The 17,328-nt window shown below is 70.6% G+C and carries 17 protein-coding genes; 11 read left to right on the forward strand and 6 right to left on the reverse strand.

All coding sequences use genetic code 11. The annotated features are described in order from the left end of the window. Positions 1-54: 54 nt before the first annotated feature. From A3M1_RS0111400 to A3M1_RS0111415, 4 genes are read right to left on the reverse strand one after another with little or no spacing between them, the layout of a single operon-like run. Positions 55-1,380 carry an MATE family efflux transporter gene (locus A3M1_RS0111400; protein ID WP_018389103.1) on the reverse strand — a complete coding sequence of 442 codons (1,326 nt, stop codon included), beginning with the start codon at positions 1,378-1,380 and terminating at the stop codon, positions 55-57. Between the two features lie 4 nt (positions 1,381-1,384). Continuing rightward, positions 1,385-1,654, reverse strand: a complete 270-nt coding sequence (locus A3M1_RS0111405) for a DUF6460 domain-containing protein (RefSeq protein WP_018389104.1) — start codon at positions 1,652-1,654, stop codon at positions 1,385-1,387. A gap of 3 nt (positions 1,655-1,657) precedes the next feature. Next, the gene (locus tag A3M1_RS0111410; protein ID WP_018389105.1) at positions 1,658-3,370 is read right to left on the reverse strand and encodes a cisplatin damage response ATP-dependent DNA ligase; all 1,713 of its coding nucleotides are present in this window, start codon (positions 3,368-3,370) and stop codon (positions 1,658-1,660) included. Next, complete coding sequence (locus A3M1_RS0111415; protein WP_018389106.1) at positions 3,367-4,431, reverse strand: ligase-associated DNA damage response exonuclease; 1,065 nt, start codon at positions 4,429-4,431, stop codon at positions 3,367-3,369. Before A3M1_RS0111415 ends, A3M1_RS0111410 begins: the two co-directional genes overlap by 4 nt. A 51-nt stretch (positions 4,432-4,482) precedes the next feature. Between A3M1_RS0111415 and A3M1_RS0111420 the strand changes: the two genes are divergently transcribed. From A3M1_RS0111420 to pdeM, 5 genes are all read left to right on the forward strand, one after another. Then, the gene (locus A3M1_RS0111420) at positions 4,483-5,409 is read left to right on the forward strand and encodes a methyltransferase domain-containing protein (protein WP_018389107.1); all 927 of its coding nucleotides are present in this window, start codon (positions 4,483-4,485) and stop codon (positions 5,407-5,409) included. A 102-nt stretch (positions 5,410-5,511) separates the two neighbouring features. Further along, positions 5,512-6,150 carry a DUF4339 domain-containing protein gene (locus A3M1_RS0111430; protein WP_018389108.1) on the forward strand — a complete coding sequence of 213 codons (639 nt, stop codon included), beginning with the start codon at positions 5,512-5,514 and terminating at the stop codon, positions 6,148-6,150. Then, the gene (locus A3M1_RS0111435) at positions 6,147-6,614 is read left to right on the forward strand and encodes a hypothetical protein (protein WP_018389109.1); all 468 of its coding nucleotides are present in this window, start codon (positions 6,147-6,149) and stop codon (positions 6,612-6,614) included. The genes A3M1_RS0111430 and A3M1_RS0111435 overlap by 4 nt, the downstream gene beginning before the upstream one ends. A gap of 67 nt (positions 6,615-6,681) precedes the next feature. Continuing rightward, positions 6,682-9,207, forward strand: coding sequence for a ligase-associated DNA damage response DEXH box helicase (locus tag A3M1_RS0111440; protein WP_018389110.1), 2,526 nt, complete (start codon positions 6,682-6,684; stop codon positions 9,205-9,207). Continuing rightward, positions 9,173-9,895, forward strand: a complete 723-nt coding sequence (gene pdeM, locus A3M1_RS0111445) for a ligase-associated DNA damage response endonuclease PdeM (RefSeq protein WP_018389111.1) — start codon at positions 9,173-9,175, stop codon at positions 9,893-9,895. Before A3M1_RS0111440 ends, pdeM begins: the two co-directional genes overlap by 35 nt. Before the next feature lie 10 nt (positions 9,896-9,905). On the opposite strand, the gene A3M1_RS27085 is transcribed toward pdeM, so the two are convergent. Next, complete coding sequence (locus A3M1_RS27085; RefSeq protein ID WP_018389112.1) at positions 9,906-12,212, reverse strand: hypothetical protein; 2,307 nt, start codon at positions 12,210-12,212, stop codon at positions 9,906-9,908. A gap of 488 nt (positions 12,213-12,700) precedes the next feature. Between A3M1_RS27085 and A3M1_RS0111455 the strand changes: the two genes are divergently transcribed. The 3 genes from A3M1_RS0111455 to A3M1_RS0111465 all read left to right on the forward strand — a co-directional run bounded on the left by A3M1_RS0111455 (position 12,701) and on the right by A3M1_RS0111465 (position 14,529). Beyond that, a complete protein-coding gene (locus A3M1_RS0111455; RefSeq protein ID WP_018389113.1) occupies positions 12,701-13,132 on the forward strand; it encodes a MerR family DNA-binding transcriptional regulator in 432 nt (143 codons plus the stop codon). A gap of 153 nt (positions 13,133-13,285) precedes the next feature. Beyond that, the gene (locus A3M1_RS0111460) at positions 13,286-13,900 is read left to right on the forward strand and encodes a 2-hydroxychromene-2-carboxylate isomerase (protein WP_018389114.1); all 615 of its coding nucleotides are present in this window, start codon (positions 13,286-13,288) and stop codon (positions 13,898-13,900) included. A 44-nt stretch (positions 13,901-13,944) separates the two neighbouring features. Then, entirely contained in the window at positions 13,945-14,529 is a 585-nt protein-coding gene (locus A3M1_RS0111465; RefSeq protein ID WP_018389115.1) for a hypothetical protein, read from the forward strand. 47 nt (positions 14,530-14,576) lie between these two features. On the opposite strand, the gene A3M1_RS0111470 is transcribed toward A3M1_RS0111465, so the two are convergent. Beyond that, positions 14,577-15,572 carry an alpha/beta hydrolase gene (locus tag A3M1_RS0111470; protein WP_018389116.1) on the reverse strand — a complete coding sequence of 332 codons (996 nt, stop codon included), beginning with the start codon at positions 15,570-15,572 and terminating at the stop codon, positions 14,577-14,579. Positions 15,573-15,691: 119 nt separating this feature from the next. On the opposite strand from A3M1_RS0111470, the gene A3M1_RS0111475 reads away from it, so the two are divergent. The 3 genes from A3M1_RS0111475 (at position 15,692) to A3M1_RS0111485 (ending at position 17,328) form a co-directional block, all read left to right on the forward strand. Then, positions 15,692-16,156 (forward strand): secondary thiamine-phosphate synthase enzyme YjbQ, encoded by a 465-nt coding sequence (locus A3M1_RS0111475; RefSeq protein WP_018389117.1) that lies wholly within the window; start codon positions 15,692-15,694, stop codon positions 16,154-16,156. 145 nt (positions 16,157-16,301) lie between these two features. Then, positions 16,302-16,973, forward strand: a complete 672-nt coding sequence (locus A3M1_RS0111480) for a response regulator transcription factor (RefSeq protein ID WP_018389118.1) — start codon at positions 16,302-16,304, stop codon at positions 16,971-16,973. A 25-nt stretch (positions 16,974-16,998) separates the two neighbouring features. After that, a complete protein-coding gene (locus A3M1_RS0111485) occupies positions 16,999-17,328 on the forward strand; it encodes a DUF3088 domain-containing protein (protein WP_018389119.1) in 330 nt (109 codons plus the stop codon).

A 17,328-nucleotide genomic window follows, 5' to 3' on the forward strand; every position in this document is an offset into this window, starting at 1 on the left:
GATGGAGAACGCGTTATCCGATAAGCTTGCGATGCAGGCTGATCGGCGCGTGCTCTAGCCGAAGGTGCCCCGCTCCAGCGCCGGCAGCCGCAGCGCCAGGAACACCCCGCGCCCGGCGATGAAGGTGAGATAGGCGAGCCACAGGCCGCTATTGCCAAGCGGCAGCGTCAGCCACCAGGCGAGGAAGAACAGCGCCACCGCCGGGATCATCATGTTGCGCATGTCGCGCGCCCAGGTGGCGCCGGCATAGATGCCGTCATAGGCGAAGGCGGCGACTCCGAGCAGCGGGGTCAGCGCCGCCAGCGGCAGGAAGGCGCGGCCGACCTCGCGCACCTGCTCATTGGCGGAGAGCAGGTCGATCAGCGGCCCGCCGCCGACCAGCAGCAGCGCGGTGGCCGGCGCGGCGAAGCCGAAGCCCCAGAACAGCACCAGCCGCACCGCGCGGCGAAAGCCCGCCCGGTCCCTCGCCCCGACGCTCTGGCCGCAGATCTGTTCGGCGGCGGTGGAGAAGCCGTCGAGGAAAAAGGCCGAGACCATGACGATGTTGTAGAGCACCGCATTGGCGGCGAGCGTCACGTCGTCATGCCGCGCCCCCTGCGCGGTGAAGAACAGGATCACGCTCATGATCAGCGCGGTGCGGATCATGATGTCGCGGTTCACCGCCACCGTCTCGATCAGCCGGACACGGTCGATCACGGTGCGCCACGGCACGCGCCAGTTCCGGCCCACCAGCCGGGCGGCGGCGATGAGGCCGAACGCCGTCCCGGTGATCTCCGCCAGCACATTGGCGATGGCCGCCCCGGCAATGCCGAAATCCCACCACAGCACCAGCAGCACCGTCGCCACGGCATTCACGACCGCGATCAGGATCTGCAGGCCGAGGCCGATATCGGTGCGGGCGATGCCGACCAGCCAGCCGAGCACGGCGAAATTGCCTATGGCGAACGGCGCCGACAGGATGCGGATGGAGAAATAGACCGTCGCCGCGCTCCGCACCCCTTCGCTGGCGCCCATGCCGAGAAAGGCGAGATCGGCGAGCGGGCCGTGCAGCACGATGAGGGCGAGGCCGATGGCGGCTGAGATCAGCAGCGCGCGGATCAGCACCGCGCGCAGCTCCACGCTCTCGCCGCGCCCCAGCGCCTGCGCGGTGAGGCCGGCCGTGCCCATGCGGATCGAGCCGAAGATCCAGAAGGCGAAATCGAACAGCAGCGCGCCCAAGGCCACCGCACCGAGCAGCACCGCATCGCCCAGCCGGCCGATGGCGCCGGTCGCGACCAGCCCGAGCACCGGCGTCGTCATCTGCGCCAGCGTCGCCGGCAGCGCGATGGCGAGGAAGCGCCGGGACGTGACTTCGACCCGGCCGGCGACCGTGACGTTCACGGGATCAGCGGCCGCGGCTGGCGATGCGCAGGATGAGCCAGAGCGGGATCACGATCCCGGCGCCGAGGACGAAATAGCGCCACAGCCGCTCGATCGCCTCGAAGCTGAAATTGAACAGATGCCGCAGCAGGCTCTCAATGCTGGAGAGGATGTTGAACGGATCGAGGCCGAGCGCGGCGAGAATGACGCCGACCACCACCGAGAGCGCGACGAGCCGCATGAGGACCCAGAAGGGCGAACCGCCCATCCAGCGGGCAAGCTGATTATCGGCCATGACTCACATTTCCTCGGCAGGCGAACGCTGCTTCCCTAGCACGGCCGTCGGCCGGCGGGGAGCGTGGCTTTCATCCTCGCCACCGATCATCTTCTCCAGCGTCTCCAGCCGGTCGGCCTCAAGGGGCGGCTTGTCCCAGCGCAGCCGGGCGATGCGGGGAAAGCGCATGGCGAGCCCCGAGCGGTGGCGGGTGGAGCGGGCCAGCCCTTCGAAGGCGACTTCCACCACCAGCCCCTCGGTCGGGGTGTGCACCACCTCGCGCACCGGGCCGAAGCGGTTCACCGTGTGGCGCCGCACGAAGCGGTCGATCTCGATCAGCTCGGCATCGGTGAAGCCGAAATAGGCCTTGCCGACCGGCACCAACTCACCCGTGCCGGAGGTCTCTCCCGTCCACACGCCGAAGGTGTAGTCGGAATAATAGGAGGAGCGCTTGCCGTGGCCGCGCTGGGCGTACATCAGCACGGCATCGACGCTGTGCGGGTCGCGCTTCCATTTCCACCACGGCCCCTTGGGGCGGCCGGGCAGATAGGGGCTGTCGGCGCGCTTCAGCATCACCCCTTCCACCGCCTCGGCATCTTCTCCCGCGCCATGGGCGGCGGGGTCGGCGCGGGCCTGCGCCAGCGCGTCCCAGCTGGGAAAGGGCACGAGGGGGGAGAGATCGAGTCGGCCCTCGGCAGGATGGGCTGAAATCAGCGCTTCCAGCCGCGCCCGCCGCGCCGCGAAGGGCTGCTCGCGCAGATCCTCGCCCGCCGCCACCAGCACATCATAGGCGCGGATATGGGCGGGGTAGTCCAGCATGAGCTTGGCCGAGACCGTCTTCCGGTTCAGCCGCTGCTGCAGCACGTTGAAGGACTGCACACGCCCCTCGCGCAGGATCAGCAATTCGCCGTCCACCACCCCGTCAAAGGCCAGCGCTTCGGCAAGGTCCGGGAAAGCGCCTGAGATATCCTCGCCGGTGCGGCTGTAGAGCCGCGTCACATGCCGCCCGTCCGGCCCGGCGGCGCGCGCCGCCTGCACCCGGATGCCGTCCCATTTCCATTCGGCGCGGAAGGCGGCGGGGTCGAGTTTTTCGACATCCGCCTCCTCCAGCGGATGGGAGAGCATGACCGGGCGGAACGGGGCGGGGTCCTCGGTTTCGGGCTTCGGCCCGCGCCCCTCGGCCCAGGCGAACAGCTCCTGATAAGGCGGCGCCAGCCCCGGCCAGACCAGCTCGACCGCGTCGGGCGCATGGTCGCCCAGTGCCGCCACCGCTGTTTTGGCCAGGCGGGCCGAGACGCCGATGCGCAGGCCGCCGGTGATCAGTTTGAGCAGCGCCCAGCGCCCGGTCTCGTCCAGCCGGTCGAGCAGGGAGGTCAGCACCGCCGGCATCTCGGCGCGGCCCATATGGGTGAAGGCATGGACGATGGCTTCGAGCGACGGCGGTTCGGTGTCGTTGAGCCCGTGCGGCGCCGGCCACATCAGCGCCACCGTCTCCGAGAGGTCGCCGACATAGTCATAGGAGAGGGCGAACAGCACCGGGTCGGTGCGCTCGCCGATGAGCTGGCGGATGAGGCCGGGCTTGGCGTTGCGGAACGACAGCGCGCCGGTGAGCGCGGCCAGCGCCCAGCCGCGTTCCGGGTCCGGCGTGTGGCGGAAATAAGCGGCGATGAGCCGTATCTTGCCATTGCGGCGCGGCTCATAGGCGAGGCGGTCGAGCAAGGCGGCGAATCGGTTCACGGCGCCACCTCCGGTGTGGGAGGCGCCTCCGGGGCGGAGGCATCGGGCGCGGCGCTCTCGCCCTCTTCCTCGCCATAGCCGACCATGTGCAGTGGCCGGGCGCGCAGCCCTTCCTGCGTTGCCCAGTGCACCAGCGCGTCCTCCTGCCCGTGCGTCACCCACAGCTCCTCGCAGCCGGTGGCGCGGATGGCGACCTGCAACTCGTCCCAGTCGGCATGGTCGGAAAGGATCAAAGGCAGCTCGACGCCGTTCTGCCGGGCGCGGGCGCGGATCCGCATCCAGCCGGAGGCAAAGGCGGTGACGGGATCGGGGAAGCGCCGCGACCACACATCGGCCAGCGCGCCGGGTGGGCACAGCACGACGGCGCCGGCGCGCTCCGTCGGGGAGGCGTCGCGGGCCGGGCGGGTGTCGCCAAGATCGATGCCCTGGGTGCGGTAATAGGCGGTCAGCTTCTCCATCGCGCCGTGCAGCAGAACCGGCCGCTCATGCCCGGCGGCGCGCAGCAGCGCCATCACCCGCTGCGCCTTGCCCAGCGCATAGGCACCGACCAGATGCGCCCGCTCGGGAAACAGCGCCAGCGAATCCATCAGCTTGGCGATCTCCGCCGCGGGCGCGGGATGGCGGAACACCGGCAGGCCGAAGGTCGCCTCCGAGATGAAGACATGGCAGCGCACCGGGGCGAAGGGCAGGGCGGTGGGGTCGGCGCCTGGCTTGTAGTCGCCTGACGCGACGATGGTGCAGCCGCGCCAGTCCAGCGCGATCTGCGCGCTGCCGAGAATATGCCCGGCGGGATGGAAGCGGACGCCGACGCCGTTGACCTCGATCCGCGCACCATAGTCGGCCGCCTGCACCGTGCCGGCGAAGGCTTCGCCATAGCGGATGGCCATGATGTCGAGCGTCTGGCGCGTCGCCAGCACGGCGCCATGGCCGGCGCGGGCATGGTCGGAATGGCCATGGGTGATCAACGCCCGCGCCACTGGCCGCGTCGGGTCGATGAAGAAGTCGCCGGCCGGCGAATAAAGCCCCTGTGGGGTGGTGTGGAGAAGCTCTTCCGGGCGCATGGTGGAACCTATATAGGGCGCCCTCCAGCTTTTTCGCGAGACATCCCGCCCATGGCCTCCGGCCGGCTCATTCTTTCCTCCGGCGACCCCACGGTCGATCGCCGGATCGACTGGGCGCGCGCGCTGCTGGAGGAGGGAAATGCCACCGACGCGGCCGAGCTTCTGACCGAGGCGGTGGCCCGCGCCGGCCAGTACGCGCCGGGCTGGTTCCTGCTCGGCGAGGCGCGCGAGGCGGCCGGCGATGCGCCCGGCGCGCGCGTCGCCTTCGAGGAGGTGCTCGCCCTCGATCCCGCCGACACGCTGGGCGCCACGCTGCGCCTCGCCCGGCTGGAGGGCGAGGTGGCGGGCATGAGCCCGGCCTATGTGCGGGTGCTGTTCGACCAATATGCCGACCGCTTCGAGGCCGCGCTGGCCCGGCTCGACTATCGCGGGCCGGAGGTGATCGACGACGCGCTGACCGACGCTTGCGCCCGCCTTGGCCGGCCCTATGCCTTCGCGCACGGGCTGGATCTGGGCTGCGGCACCGGGCTGGTCGGCGCCCGCCTGGTCGACCGCATCGGCGCGATGGAGGGGGTCGATCTCTCGCCCAACATGGTCGCCCATGCCAGGCGCCGGGGCATCTATGACGCGCTGGTGGCCGGCGAGATGGTCGCCTTCCTGCGCGGGCGCCCGGCGCGCGAGGTCGACCTCGTCTTCGCCGGCGACGCCTTCTGCTATCTCGACGATCTCGCCCCCATCCTCGCCGAGGCCCGCCGCGTGCTGGAGCCGGGCGGGCTGCTCGCCTTCACCACCGAGACCCATGACGGCGAGGACGTGCTGCTGCGCGACACGTTGCGCTTCGCCCATGCGCACGCCTATGTCCGCACCTCTCTCGCCGCCGCCGGCCTCACCCCCCTCACGGTGGAGGCGGTGTCGGTGCGCAAGGAAAAGGACCAGCCGGTCGCGGGGCTGGTGGTGGTGGCCCTGCGCGAGGTGTGAGGGCGTCACGCCTACCCCAAGATGTCCCCCGCCTTTCCTGTCCCTCCGGTTGACGCGCGCGCGGCCCCGCAGAATGATGGTACCAAAGGGTGGGGTGGACGCATGGACAATGAGAACAAGCCGGCCGGCACGCATCCCGTCGCGCCGGCGGCGCCTGGCCTCGGCGCGGCAGTGCCGAAGCCGCCGCCGCACCCGCTCGACGGCGAATGGTATGTCCATCTCGACGGCCAGGTGTTCGGCCCCTTCACCGGCCACCAGCTGCGCGGCTTCACCCAGGAGGAGCGGGTCGGCGCCGAGACGCAGGTGGTACGGCTCGGGGCGGAGACCTGGACCCGGGCGGCCGACGACCCCGCGCTTATATCGCTGTTCCCCCGCGCCGCCCTTCCCGCGCCGCCGCCCGCCGGGCCGGTGCGGGCGGAGGCCGGTGCCACCGTGGTTCAGGTGACGAACAACATCACCAGCGATCCGCGCCCCCAGCAGGTGGTGATCCTGGACCCGGGCATCGCCAAGCCGAAATCCGCCGGCACGGCGCTGATCCTCTCCATTCTCATCGTCGGGCTGGGCCAGCTGTATAATGGGCAGATCGGCAAGGGCGTTCTCATGTTCTTCGCCTGCATTCTGCTCTGGTTCGTCCTTCTCGGATGGATCATCAACATCTGGTCGTGGATCGACGCCTACCAGACCGCCAAGGGCATGAATGAGCGCTACCTCCGCAATCTGGCCGCGGGGATCATTCGTTGAGCGTCGAGCGCCTGCGCACCAGCCTGCATTGCCCGGCCTGCGGGTTCCGCATCTCGGCCCGCACGACGGTGTGCGAGAATTGCGGTGCGGTCATCCCGGTGGCCGAGCTCGCCGGAAACGGGGTGATCAGCGGTGCCGTGTCGACGCTGCTCGGGCGGCCGCTCGGCAGCCTGAGCATTCTGGAGATCGCCCGGATTCTGGCGTGGGTGCCGCTGCTGGTCGGCCCGCCGATCGCCGCTTTGGCCATCATCGCGCTGAAAGTCTCGCAGCAGCCGCAGCGCCTGAACGAGCGGGAATGGCAGGGGCCGGCGCTCGTCGCGGCACTCAATATCGCGCTTAGCCTTGTCGTCTGGCACTACGCTGCCCAGGAAATCGGCGCGGCCGCCACGGCGCTGTGGACGCACATCGACCGTCTCGCGCCAACAGCGCTGCCGGCGGGGCCGGGCAAGGGCGTCGATATCTAGCCGTCACTGCCGGCCGGGGCGCTGCATGCCCCCTCGCAATTGCGCGCCGAGGCATTAGCTTGTCGGCGTGCCTGACATCGATGCCGCGCCCGACGATCTTCTGCCCGAGCCGTTCCGACGCTGGTTTGCCGGCAGGGGCTGGGCGCCGCGCGCGCACCAGCTGGAATTGCTGGCGCAGGCGCGCGAGGGGCGCTCCACCCTGCTCATCGCCCCTACGGGCGCTGGCAAGACGCTGGCCGGCTTCCTGCCGAGCCTGGTCGAACTCGCCGGGCGGCCCGTCCCGCGCAACAGCCCCCGCCCGCCCGGCCTGCACACGCTCTACATCTCGCCGCTGAAGGCGCTCGCGGTCGATGTCGCCCGCAATCTGGAGCGGCCGGCGCAGGAAATGGGCTTGGCCGTCCGCATCGAGACCCGCACCGGCGACACCCCGGCCTCGCGCCGCCAGCGCCAGCGCCGCGACCCGCCGGATATCCTGCTGACCACGCCCGAGCAGATCGCGCTGCTGCTGGCCTCCGACGATGCCGAGCCGCTGTTCGCCGATCTCAAGCGCATCGTGCTGGACGAGCTGCATGCGCTGGCCGGCTCCAAGCGCGGCGATCTCTTGAGCCTCGGCCTCGCCCGTCTGCGCGCGATCGCGCCTGTCGCGCAGACGGTCGGCCTCTCCGCCACCGTGGCCGACCCGGACACGCTGCGCCGCTGGCTGGTGCCGCAGCGCGGTAACGCGGAGATGGGCGAACTGGTGATCGCCGATCCCGGCGCCGCGCCGGATCTTTCCATGCTCGACAGCGCCGCCCATGTGCCCTGGGCCGGCCACACGGCGCGCCATTCGCTCAAAGAGATCTACGGCCTCATCACCCGCCACACGACGACGCTGGTCTTCGTCAACACCCGCATGCAGGCGGAGCTGCTGTTTCAGGAACTGTGGCACATCAACGACGCCAATCTGCCGATCGCGCTGCATCACGGCTCGCTCGACGTCTCGCAGCGCCGCCGGGTGGAGGCGGCGATGGGCGAGGGCAAGCTGAAGGCGGTGGTGTGCACCTCCTCGCTCGATCTCGGCATCGACTGGGGCGCGGTGGACCTTGTGGTCAATGTCGGCGCGCCCAAGGGCTCCTCGCGGCTGATGCAGCGCATCGGCCGCGCCAATCACCGGCTGGACGAGCCCTCGCGCGCCGTTCTTGTGCCGGCAAACCGCTTCGAGGTGCTGGAATGCCGCGCCGCGCTGGAGGCGGTGCGGGCGGGGGCGCAGGACAGCGCGGTGGTGCGCTCCGGCGCGCTCGACGTGCTGGCGCAGCACGTGCTCGGCATGGCCTGCGCCACCCCGTTCGACGCGGACGAGCTGTTCGCGGAAATCACCTCCGCCGAGCCCTATGCGGAGCTCTCCCGCGCGGATTTCGACGATGTGGTCGGCTTCAATGCCACCGGGGGCTATGCGCTGCGCGCCTATGAGCGCTTCGCCCGCATACGGCAGATGAAGGACGGCCGCTGGCGCGTCGCCAACCCGCAGGTGGCGCAGCAGTACCGGCTCAATGTCGGCACTATCGTCGAATCCACCATGCTGAAAGTGCGCCTCGCCAGCGCCAAATCGCGCTTTGGCGGGCGGGTGCTGGGCGAGGTGGAGGAGTATTTCGTCGAGACGATGAGCCCGGGGGACACCTTCGTCTTCGCCGGCGAGGTGCTGGAATATCTCACGATTACCGAGAACGAGGTCCGCGTCGCCCGCACCAGCGCCAAGGAGCCGCGGGTTCCCTCTTATGCCGGCGGCAAGTTCCCGCTCTCCACCTTCCTTGCCGCGCGGGTGCGGGCGCTGCTCTCCGAGCCGGCGCGCTGGGCGAGCCTGCCGGGCCAGGTGCGCGACTGGCTGGAGCTGCAGAAGCTGCGCTCGCGCCTGCCGGGACGGGAGGATCTGCTGGTCGAGACCTTTCCGCGCGGCGGGCGCTATCATCTCGTCGCCTACCCGTTCGAGGGAAGGCTCGCCCACCAGACGCTGGGCATGCTGCTGACCCGAAGGCTGGACCGCGCCGGTCTGCACCCGCTCGGTTTCATGGCCAACGACTACGCGCTGGTGATTTACGGCGTTTCCGACATGTCGCTTGCGATCGCACAAAGGCGGCTCTCGCTCGACGCGCTGTTCGACGCCGACATGCTCGGCGACGATCTGGAGGAATGGCTCGCGGAATCCGCGTTGATGAAGCGCACCTTCCGGCAATGCGCTGTCATCGCCGGCCTGATCGAGCGGCGCTTTCCCGGCAAGGAGAAGAATTCCCGTCAGGTGACGATGTCCACCGACCTCGTCTATGACGTGCTGCGCCGGCATGAGCCGGGCCATGTGCTGCTGCGCACGGCGCGGGCGGATGCGGCGACCGGGCTTCTGGACATTCGCCGGCTCTCCGACATGCTCACGCGGGTGAGGGGCCGAATCGACCATCTCGCCTTGCCGCGCGTCTCGCCGCTGGCGGTGCCGGTTATGCTGGAGATCGGCCGCGAAATGGTCGCGGGCGGCGCCTCGGAGGCGCTGCTGGCCGAGGCCGAGGATGAACTGATCAGGGAGGCGATGCGTGCCGGCGACGATGACAGCGGGCCCGGCCGATGAGCGCACGGGCGAGAGCGAGATCGAGCTGGCCGGCGCACGCCTCGTGCTCGACCCCGCCGGCGCGCTGTGGTGGCCGGCCGAGCGGGCGCTGATCGTCGCCGATCTGCATCTGGAAAAGGGCTCCGCCTTCGCCGCCCGCGGCGTGCCGCTGCCGCCCTATGACACCCGCGCCACGCTTGCGCTGCTGGAGCGCCTCGTCGCGCGCTGGGCGCCGCGCACGCTCATCGCGCTAGGCGACAGCTTCCATGATCGCGGTGGTGCCGGCCGGCTCGGCGACGAGGAGCGCGCGAGTCTGGCTTTGCTGACGCGCGGGCGCGACATGGTGTGGATCGCCGGCAATCACGATCCCGAGCCGATGCCCGGTATCGGCGGCCTGCATGCCGGCGAGCTCAGGCTCGGGCGGCTCACCTTGCGCCACGAGCCGGCCGCTGAGGCAGGGGAGGGCGAGGTGGCCGGGCATTTCCATCCCGTCGCGCGGCTGGTGCTGCGCGGGCGCAGCCTGCGCCGGCGCTGCTTCGCCACCGATGGGCGCCGCCTCGTCCTGCCGGCGCTCGGCGCCTATGCCGGCGGGCTGAACATTCGCGACGCGGCGCTGGCGGGCCTGTTCGGCGGCGCGTTCGACGCGCATCTGGTCGGGGCGGCGCGCACCTACCGCATCGCCCACCATGCCTGCCTGCCGGACCGCTGACGTTTAGGTTCTAGCGCGAGAAGAACAGGCTGGAAGGGGCGGCCGGCGCACGCGGGGTGGTGCCGCCGACCGAGCCGGTGATGTCCTCGGGCCCCGGTACCGTGGCCGGGCCGGCGGCGCGCAGCTGCTCCTGCCGCAGCTGTGCCACGAGGTGCCAGGAGCCATAGGCCAGCGCCGAGCCGCACAGGGCGATCACCAGCGTGGCGCGGATGCGCGCCAGCCAGCGGCCGGGCGGCGGTGCCGCGCGCGTGCCGATATGGCTGCGCAGTTCCACCGGCGCGCCGGGCTGGGGCCGGTTGGCGGCGGGGGCGGTGGCGGGGCTCGCGGCGCGCCGGGCCTGGGCGATGAAGGCGGTGCGGCGCGGGGCATTGTCGCCCGCTGCGTCCGGCGCCGCCGGGGCGGCGGGTTCGCTCTCGATTTCAGCGACCGGCGCCGTCGCGCGACGGGTCGCGGCGGAGGTGCGGCTGAGCGCTTCCAGCGCGGCGCGCATCAGCTGCGGCTCGAACGCCTTCGGGATCGAGGCCGGTGCCGGGGTGAACGCCACCTCGTGCGCGACCTCGCCAGCCTTCGCCGGGGGCGGTGCGGCAGGCTTTGGCGCAGGCTTTGGCGCAGGCTTTGGCGCGGCGGCGAGGTTGGCCAGTTCGGCCGCGACCGCCGCCTCGGCGGCGGCGGAGACAGACCCGCGCGCCGTCGGTGTCTCGGCCGCGCGGCGACCCTCCAGCGCGGCGATCTCCCGCCGGATGAGGGCGGTGACGCTGTCGGGCTCGCCGCCGGAACCGGAGGGCGGGCGAGGGCGGGAGGCGGCGAGCAGGCTCGCCCGCGTCTCTTCCATCTGGATGAACAGGTCGTTGACCGCCCGCTCGATGCTGGCAAGTTGGCTGGCAAGTTGGCTGGCAAGCGGGCCAGAGAGTTGGCCGGAGATTTCCGTATCGCCCATCCCGGCGCCGATCCGGCGCGAAAGTTCCTCGATCTGCTGGCCGAGCGCCTCGAAGCGGGCGCCGTCATCCACCGGTGGCAGCGGCCGCTCGATGCGCTCGATACGGTCGGACAGGCCCTTGATCAGCGTCTCCATGCCGGCGGGCAGCTCGCGCCGCGCGCTGGCGAGATCGGTCTGGATGGCGTCGAGGCGGCCCAGCAGGTCGTCGAGCGGCAGGGGCGAGGGCGTGCCGATACGGTCCGACAGCGTCTCGATCCGCCGCTCCAGCGAACCGAAGGCGGTGCGCAGGGCCTCGTCCTCATGCGCCGCCATCTCGGCCACGCGGCTGGCGAGCAGCGACACCTGCTCGGCCAGCAGCCGCACCGAATCCGACGACAGCGCCCGCGCCAGAAGCTCGCGGATTTCGCTGATCTGCGCCTGCAGCCGGGCGACGGTGGCGCCGTCCACCACCTTGGCATTGACGATGTCGATCTTGCGCTCCAGCGCGCCGATGCGCCCGAGCAGCAGCTCCGGCGGCTCGGGCAGCCGCAGACCGCCGATCATCTCGCGCAGCGTGGCCAGCGTGGCGCGCAGCCCCTCGTCGCGCGTGTCGGAGCGCTCGACCCGTTCGACCAGAAGCTGCACCACACGCTGGAGTTCGTCGACCGCGTGGCGCGGCGCCAGCGTGGCCACGGCCTGCCGCAGGCTGGACAGTTCCTGCTGGAGCGCGGTGAGCGCCGCGTGCGGCAGCGGCGCGGGGGAGGGGGAGGGGGCATGTTCCGCCGCCTCCGACACGAGGGGGGCGGGCAAGAGGGATTCGGGCAAGAGGGGTTCGGGCTCAAAGGCGTCGGGCACGAACGAGGCGGGCGCCGGCGCTGCGGGCGTGAAGGCGTCCCGCGGCGTGGGCTCGCGCCTTTTAATGGGGCTCTCGACGCGCCGACGCGGGCCGTCGCGATCCAGTTCGCTCTGGCGGGCGGCGATCTCGGCCACGGCGGCCTCGATGGCGGCGGGGCTGGGGGCTTCTTCGGGCGTCGCCGCGCGGCGGCGGCTCAGCTGAAGCGCCTCCAGCCGCTGGTCGATCTCGCGCATGGCGGCGGCGAGCCGTTCATCGGCATAGGCCGAGCCGGTGGCGGACGGTGCGCGCGGCCTCTCCGGCACCGCAATGCGGGCCGGCGGCTCCGCTGCCTCGGCCGGAGGGGAGGCGACAGGACGCTCGGCCGGGGCGGCAAGGTCGGTCCGGCCGATCTGGCCGGCAAGTTCCTCGATGCGCCGGCGCAGCTCGGCCAGATTGTTCAGCCCGTCAATGCCGACCGGCGGCGTGCCGGCGGCGGTGGTGCCCATCAGCTGCCCACGCAGCCACTGGTCCAGAGGCAGGCCAGCCCTCTGGGCCGCCTCACCCATGGCGCGCCACGCTTCGGGAGCGATCTGTCCGGTTGTCGAAGGGGCCTCTTGCCTCACCTTGGTCTCCGTCGCTCCGGCACGAATGGCGGCAGGAATCACCGCGGCGACCGCGGGAGGCTGCCTGCCGCAACTGTTACGAATCTTGGTAAAGGGCGCGTTAACGACCCCCACGCCGCACGGGGCCGCCGAGGCGGCGGGCGCCCTCTCGCCGCACCCGGGGGGCGGTCATCCCGCCGCCTGGCCGGGCAGCGCCGCGCTGTCGGCGGACGATCCGGGCCGCGCCCCAGCCGGCCGGCAGGCGCTTAGCGTCGACGGGGAGTGCGAGAGAGGGAACCGAAAAAGACACATGAAATCAGAGGGATGACTTTCCATTTAACAGTAAGTTTCCCTAACGTCGGGTGTGACTTTCTCCCCTTGCGGCAACCGGTCTGCGACAGTGGGGCAACATCGCTGTCGCGTTACCCGTCGTTTCCCCCGGAGTTGCCCAGATGGATTTCACCTCCTACGAGGCCGAACGCACCGCCGACATCGCCCTCGCCTCGTCAGGCGAGAGCGGTTTCTTCACCATTGGCGATCTCGCCCGCGAGTTCGGTGTGACGCTGCGCGCCCTGCGCTTCTATGAGGACAAGGGCCTGCTCGCCCCGCGTCGCGAAGGCCTCACCCGGCTCTACAGCGCCGCCGAGCGCTCCCGCCTCGCCATCATCCTCAAGGGCAAGAAGCTCGGCTTCACCCTGGCGGAGATCAAGGCCATGGTCGCCCTGCGCGAAGGCAGCGCGGTGCCGGCCGGCGGCCTCGCCCTCACCGCCGAGAAATGCGTCGAGCAGCTGGCTCTGCTGGAGCAGCAGAAGGTCGAGATCGAGGAAGCCATTGGCGAGCTGCGCCAGATGGTTGCCGCCTTCTCCGCCCGCAGCGCCGCCTGACACCCTGATCCTCCGCGACGAAACTCTGGCGGCGCCCCAACGGGCGCCGTTCGCTTTTGGGAGGGCAGGCACGCGAACGGGGGCCCACATCGCGCGAAAATGCTCTAGCGTGGGCGGCAAGGTCCAGATCAACCCGCTCTGCCGAGTGCCCCCATGTCCCGTTCCATCGACTATTATTTCTCCGTCGTCAGTCCCTGGGCCTTCATCGGCCATGAACCTTTTCTCGCCTTGGCGCGCCGCCATGGCGCGCGGGTGAATTTCCTACCCGTCCAGCTGGGCGACCTGTTCGCCGAAACCGGCGGGCTGCCGCTGGCCAAGCGCCACCCGGCCCGGCAGCGCTACCGGCTGCTGGAGCTCAAGCGCTGGCGCGAGGCGCGCGGTATCGAGCTCAATATCAAGCCGGCCCATTGGCCGTTCGACCCCAAGCCGGCCGACCGGCTGATCATCGCCGCGCAGATCGCCGGACATGATGTCGGGCCGCTGGCGGGGCGGATGATGTCCGGTGTCTGGCAGCGCGAGGAAAACCTGGCCGACCCGGCGACGCTGGCCGCCGTGCTGGCGGAACTCGGCCTGCCGGCCGACCTGCTGGAGGCCGCGGCGCAGGACCGGACCGCGACGATCTACCAGGCCAATCACGACGCCGCCATCGAGGCCGATGTGTTCGGATCGCCCGCCTATGTGCTCGATGGCGAGGTGTTCTGGGGTCAGGACCGGATCGAACTGCTCGACGGTGCGTTGTCGAGCGGGCGGGCGCCGTTCACGCCGTAGCGGCGAAAGGCGCGACGCCCGCGCCGGCTGAAGGAGGCCAGAACATGCGCCTGACCATCCGCATGACCAACGGGCTGGGGCGTGCCGCCCCGCTTGTGGCGGCGATCCTGCTGGCCGCCAGCGCGCAGGCGCAGCCGGCCGCCGATCCCGCCGCCGAACAGGTGCGCTTCACCGTGCAGACGGTGGAGGGGGGGCTGCTGCGGCTGGACACGCAAACCGGCGCAATGTCGTTCTGCGCCCAGCGCGCGGGCGGCTGGGCCTGTGAGGCGGTGCCGGACGACCGGGCGGCCCTGGAGGCGGAGATCGACCGGCTTCAGGCCCGCATTGCCACGCTGGAGAAGAGCCGCGGGGCGGGCGGTGCCGGCGTGCCTGATATCATGGCCCCGCCGCAGGCCGCGCCCCCTGGCGTGGCGCCGCCCGAGACCTCGCCGCCCGCCGCAGCCCCTTCGACACCGTCGCCCGAGGCCAACGGGGAGCTTCCGGCACAGGCCCGCGAGCGTCTCGACCAGGCGATGAACCTTGCCGAGCATGCCTTCCGGCGCTTCGTTGAGATGGTCGAGCGTCTGCGCAAGGACCTGCCCCCGGATGGGCCGCCGGCACCGGTGCCCCCGAAGGGCGAGCCGTTCTAGAGAGAGCCGGTCCGGTGGATGCCAGCTGACCGGCGCTCGCTCTCGCTTCAGCAGGTGCCGATAAAGGCGTGGATGCGGGCCAGCGCCTGGTCGGCCAGCGAGCCGGGAAAGCCGACAAAGACGTGGCAGCCGCCGGGATAGATGGCGAGCTCGGCGCCATTGCCGGCGGAAAGCCAGCGCGGCGCCATGAACAGCGTGTCGTCGAGCAGCGCGTCGCGGGTGCCGATGGTGAACAGCGCCGGCGGCAGGCCTTTGAGATCGGCATGGAGCGGCGAGACATCGCTGGAGGCGACATCGCCGCCCTCGCGCAGATAATGGCCGACGAAGACATTGATGTCCCGCGTGTTCAGCACCAAAGGCTCGTCGCCCCAGTTGCGCGCGCTCGGTGTCAGCGCGAGATCATAGGCGCCGGCATTGAGATTGGCGGCGCGGAACGGGGTGAGCCCGTGCCGGTCGCGCAGGCGCAGCAGCGTGGCGACCGAGAGGTTGGCGCCGGCCGATTCCCCACCAATGGCGAAGCGGTCGGTGCCGAAGCGCGCCGGCCCCTCGCGCAGCAGCCAGAGCGCGGCGGCCTCGCAATCATCCGGCGCGGCGGGATAGGGAATCTCGGGCGCCAGCCGGTAGTCGACCGAGACCACGGCAAAGCCGGTGCGCTCGACAAAGCGATGGTTCAGTCCGTCATTCTCGCGCGCCGAGCCGAGGCACCAGCCGCCGCCATGCAGATGCAGATAGACCCCCTTGGGCGGGGCCGGCGGGGTGAGGATGCGCAGCGGCACCGGCCCGTGCGGCCCCTCGATCTCGATCACCTGCGCATAGGGGCTTTCGGGCGAGAGCGGGAACGGCCCCTTGCCCTCCAGCCGCAGCTTGCGCAGCATCGCCATCGGAAACACCCAGCGGTCCGGCACGGCACCGAGCGCCTTGACGATCCCGGTATTCACCGCCCGGGTGTCGGCGGCGACGGCGGCGGGGTCGAACAAAGCGGGGTCGACCACCAGCGGGGCGGGGGCGCGCGACGGGGTCGGCGCGGGATTCACGGAATTCATGGGAAGGCGACACTCCGGAATGGGCGTGGCGAAGGACCTGTCATCAAGGGCTGATCGCGTCTATCCAAGCCTAGCTGGTGCGTGACATCAAGCGCGCAAGGGTGACAGGAGGCATGCCGATGGCGCGGATCCGGCAAGGCGAGGTGCGCGAAAGCGTGGTAACGCGGCGGTTCACGACCATTCTCACGGTGGACACCAAGGGGCGCGGCTTTAGCGAAATCACCGGGGCGGTGGCTTCCTTTCTCGCCGGCATCGGGGCCAGCGAGGGCGAGGTCTCGGTGTTCTGCCGGCACACCTCCGCTTCGCTCACCCTGCAGGAAAACGCCGATCCCGATGTGAAGACCGACCTCCTCACCGCGCTGGAGCGGCTGGCGCCCGAGCATGCGGGATGGGTGCATGATCTCGAAGGGCCGGACGACATGCCCGCCCACATCAAGGCGGTGCTCACCGGCGTTCATCTCGCCGTGCCCGTCATCGGCGGGCGCATGGCGCTCGGCACCTGGCAGGGGCTCTATCTCGTCGAGCACCGGGTGCGGCCGCACCGGCGCGAATTGGTTGTGGCGTTTGTCGGCGAGGCCCACTAAAGGTCGAGTATTGACCTGCGATCGGGGCCGCTGCAGGCCTGCCGGCCGCGCGGCTTGCGGTGGCGGTCCGTCCGCCCCATGATCGCGGTGCCGGCCTGCGCCGAGAGCGGGTCTGTGCAGGTGGAAGGGGCCGCTGCGCGTGGATATGACGACGAGTTTCCGGCTGGTGATCGCAGATGATCACCCGCTGTTCCGGGGCGCGCTGCGCGAGGCGGTGTCGCGCCAGTTTCCGGCGGCGGAGCTGTTCGAGGCCGGCGGCTTCGAGGATCTCCAGGCACTGCTGGAGCGCGAGAGCGATCTCGATCTCATCCTGCTCGACCTCACCATGCCCGGCGTGCGCGGCTTTTCCGGGCTGATGTACTTACGCGCGCAATATCCCGGCATTCCGGTGGTGGTGGTTTCCGCCAATGAGGAATCCGGCGTCATCCGCAACTGCATGGAATTCGGCGCCTCGGGCTTCATCCCCAAGACCAGCGCAGTGGAAACCATGCGCGCCGCCATCGCCGCCGTGCTGGAGGGCCGCACCTGGACCCCGCCGGATGTCGACCTTGCCGGCGGCGCCGACAAGGAGACGCAGGCCCTCGTCTCCCGCCTCGCCACGCTGACCCCGCAGCAGGTGCGGGTGCTGATGATGCTGTCCGAGGGGCTGCTGAACAAGCAGATCGCCTATGAGCTCGGCGTCTCCGAGGCGACGGTGAAGGCGCATGTCTCCGCCATATTGCAGAAGCTCGGCGTCGAGAGCCGCACCCAGGCGGTGATTGCCGCTTCCAAGATCGAGGGCGGCACCTGGGCGCAGGGAAGCGCTGCGGCGGGGTGAGCCGGTGACGGGGCGGGATACGCTGTTGCTGCTGCGGCCCGGCTTTGCCGATCCGGCCTATCCCTGCCGGCTATTCTATTGCTGGCACTGTGCCCTGATCGAAGGCGTGCTCGCCTCTTTCCCCCATCTGGCCACGCGCCTCGATATCGAGCGGATCGCGTGGGCGCGACCTCGCCATGCCGCCATCCTCCTCGCCGGCGAGGCGAACCAGTCCCTTCCGCTTCTCATACTAGCACCGGGCGAAACCTCGCCCCACGCGATGGGAAGCCATGAAGGGCGGCACTTCATCGCCGACAAGGACGGCATTCTCGCCGCCCTGAGCGAACGGCACGGCTTTCCGGTTCCGCATCCCTGA

It is taken from the genome of Ancylobacter sp. FA202 (assembly GCF_000380205.1).
Classification (GTDB): Bacteria; Pseudomonadota; Alphaproteobacteria; order Rhizobiales; family Xanthobacteraceae; genus Ancylobacter.

Coding starts and splice junctions, on each gene's coding strand:
- A3M1_RS27085 (WP_018389112.1), bottom strand. CDS start 12,212: ATGGGTGAGGCGGCCCAGAGGGCTGGCCTGCCTCTGGACCAGTGGCTG.
- A3M1_RS0111405 (WP_018389104.1), bottom strand. CDS start 1,654: ATGGCCGATAATCAGCTTGCCCGCTGGATGGGCGGTTCGCCCTTCTGG.
- A3M1_RS0111455 (WP_018389113.1), top strand. CDS start 12,701: ATGGATTTCACCTCCTACGAGGCCGAACGCACCGCCGACATCGCCCTC.
- A3M1_RS0111460 (WP_018389114.1), top strand. CDS start 13,286: ATGTCCCGTTCCATCGACTATTATTTCTCCGTCGTCAGTCCCTGGGCC.
- A3M1_RS0111475 (WP_018389117.1), top strand. CDS start 15,692: ATGGCGCGGATCCGGCAAGGCGAGGTGCGCGAAAGCGTGGTAACGCGG.
- A3M1_RS0111415 (WP_018389106.1), bottom strand. CDS start 4,431: ATGCGCCCGGAAGAGCTTCTCCACACCACCCCACAGGGGCTTTATTCG.
- A3M1_RS0111480 (WP_018389118.1), top strand. CDS start 16,302: ATGACGACGAGTTTCCGGCTGGTGATCGCAGATGATCACCCGCTGTTC.
- A3M1_RS0111470 (WP_018389116.1), bottom strand. CDS start 15,572: ATGAATTCCGTGAATCCCGCGCCGACCCCGTCGCGCGCCCCCGCCCCG.
- A3M1_RS0111420 (WP_018389107.1), top strand. CDS start 4,483: ATGGCCTCCGGCCGGCTCATTCTTTCCTCCGGCGACCCCACGGTCGAT.
- A3M1_RS0111465 (WP_018389115.1), top strand. CDS start 13,945: ATGCGCCTGACCATCCGCATGACCAACGGGCTGGGGCGTGCCGCCCCG.
- A3M1_RS0111430 (WP_018389108.1), top strand. CDS start 5,512: ATGGACAATGAGAACAAGCCGGCCGGCACGCATCCCGTCGCGCCGGCG.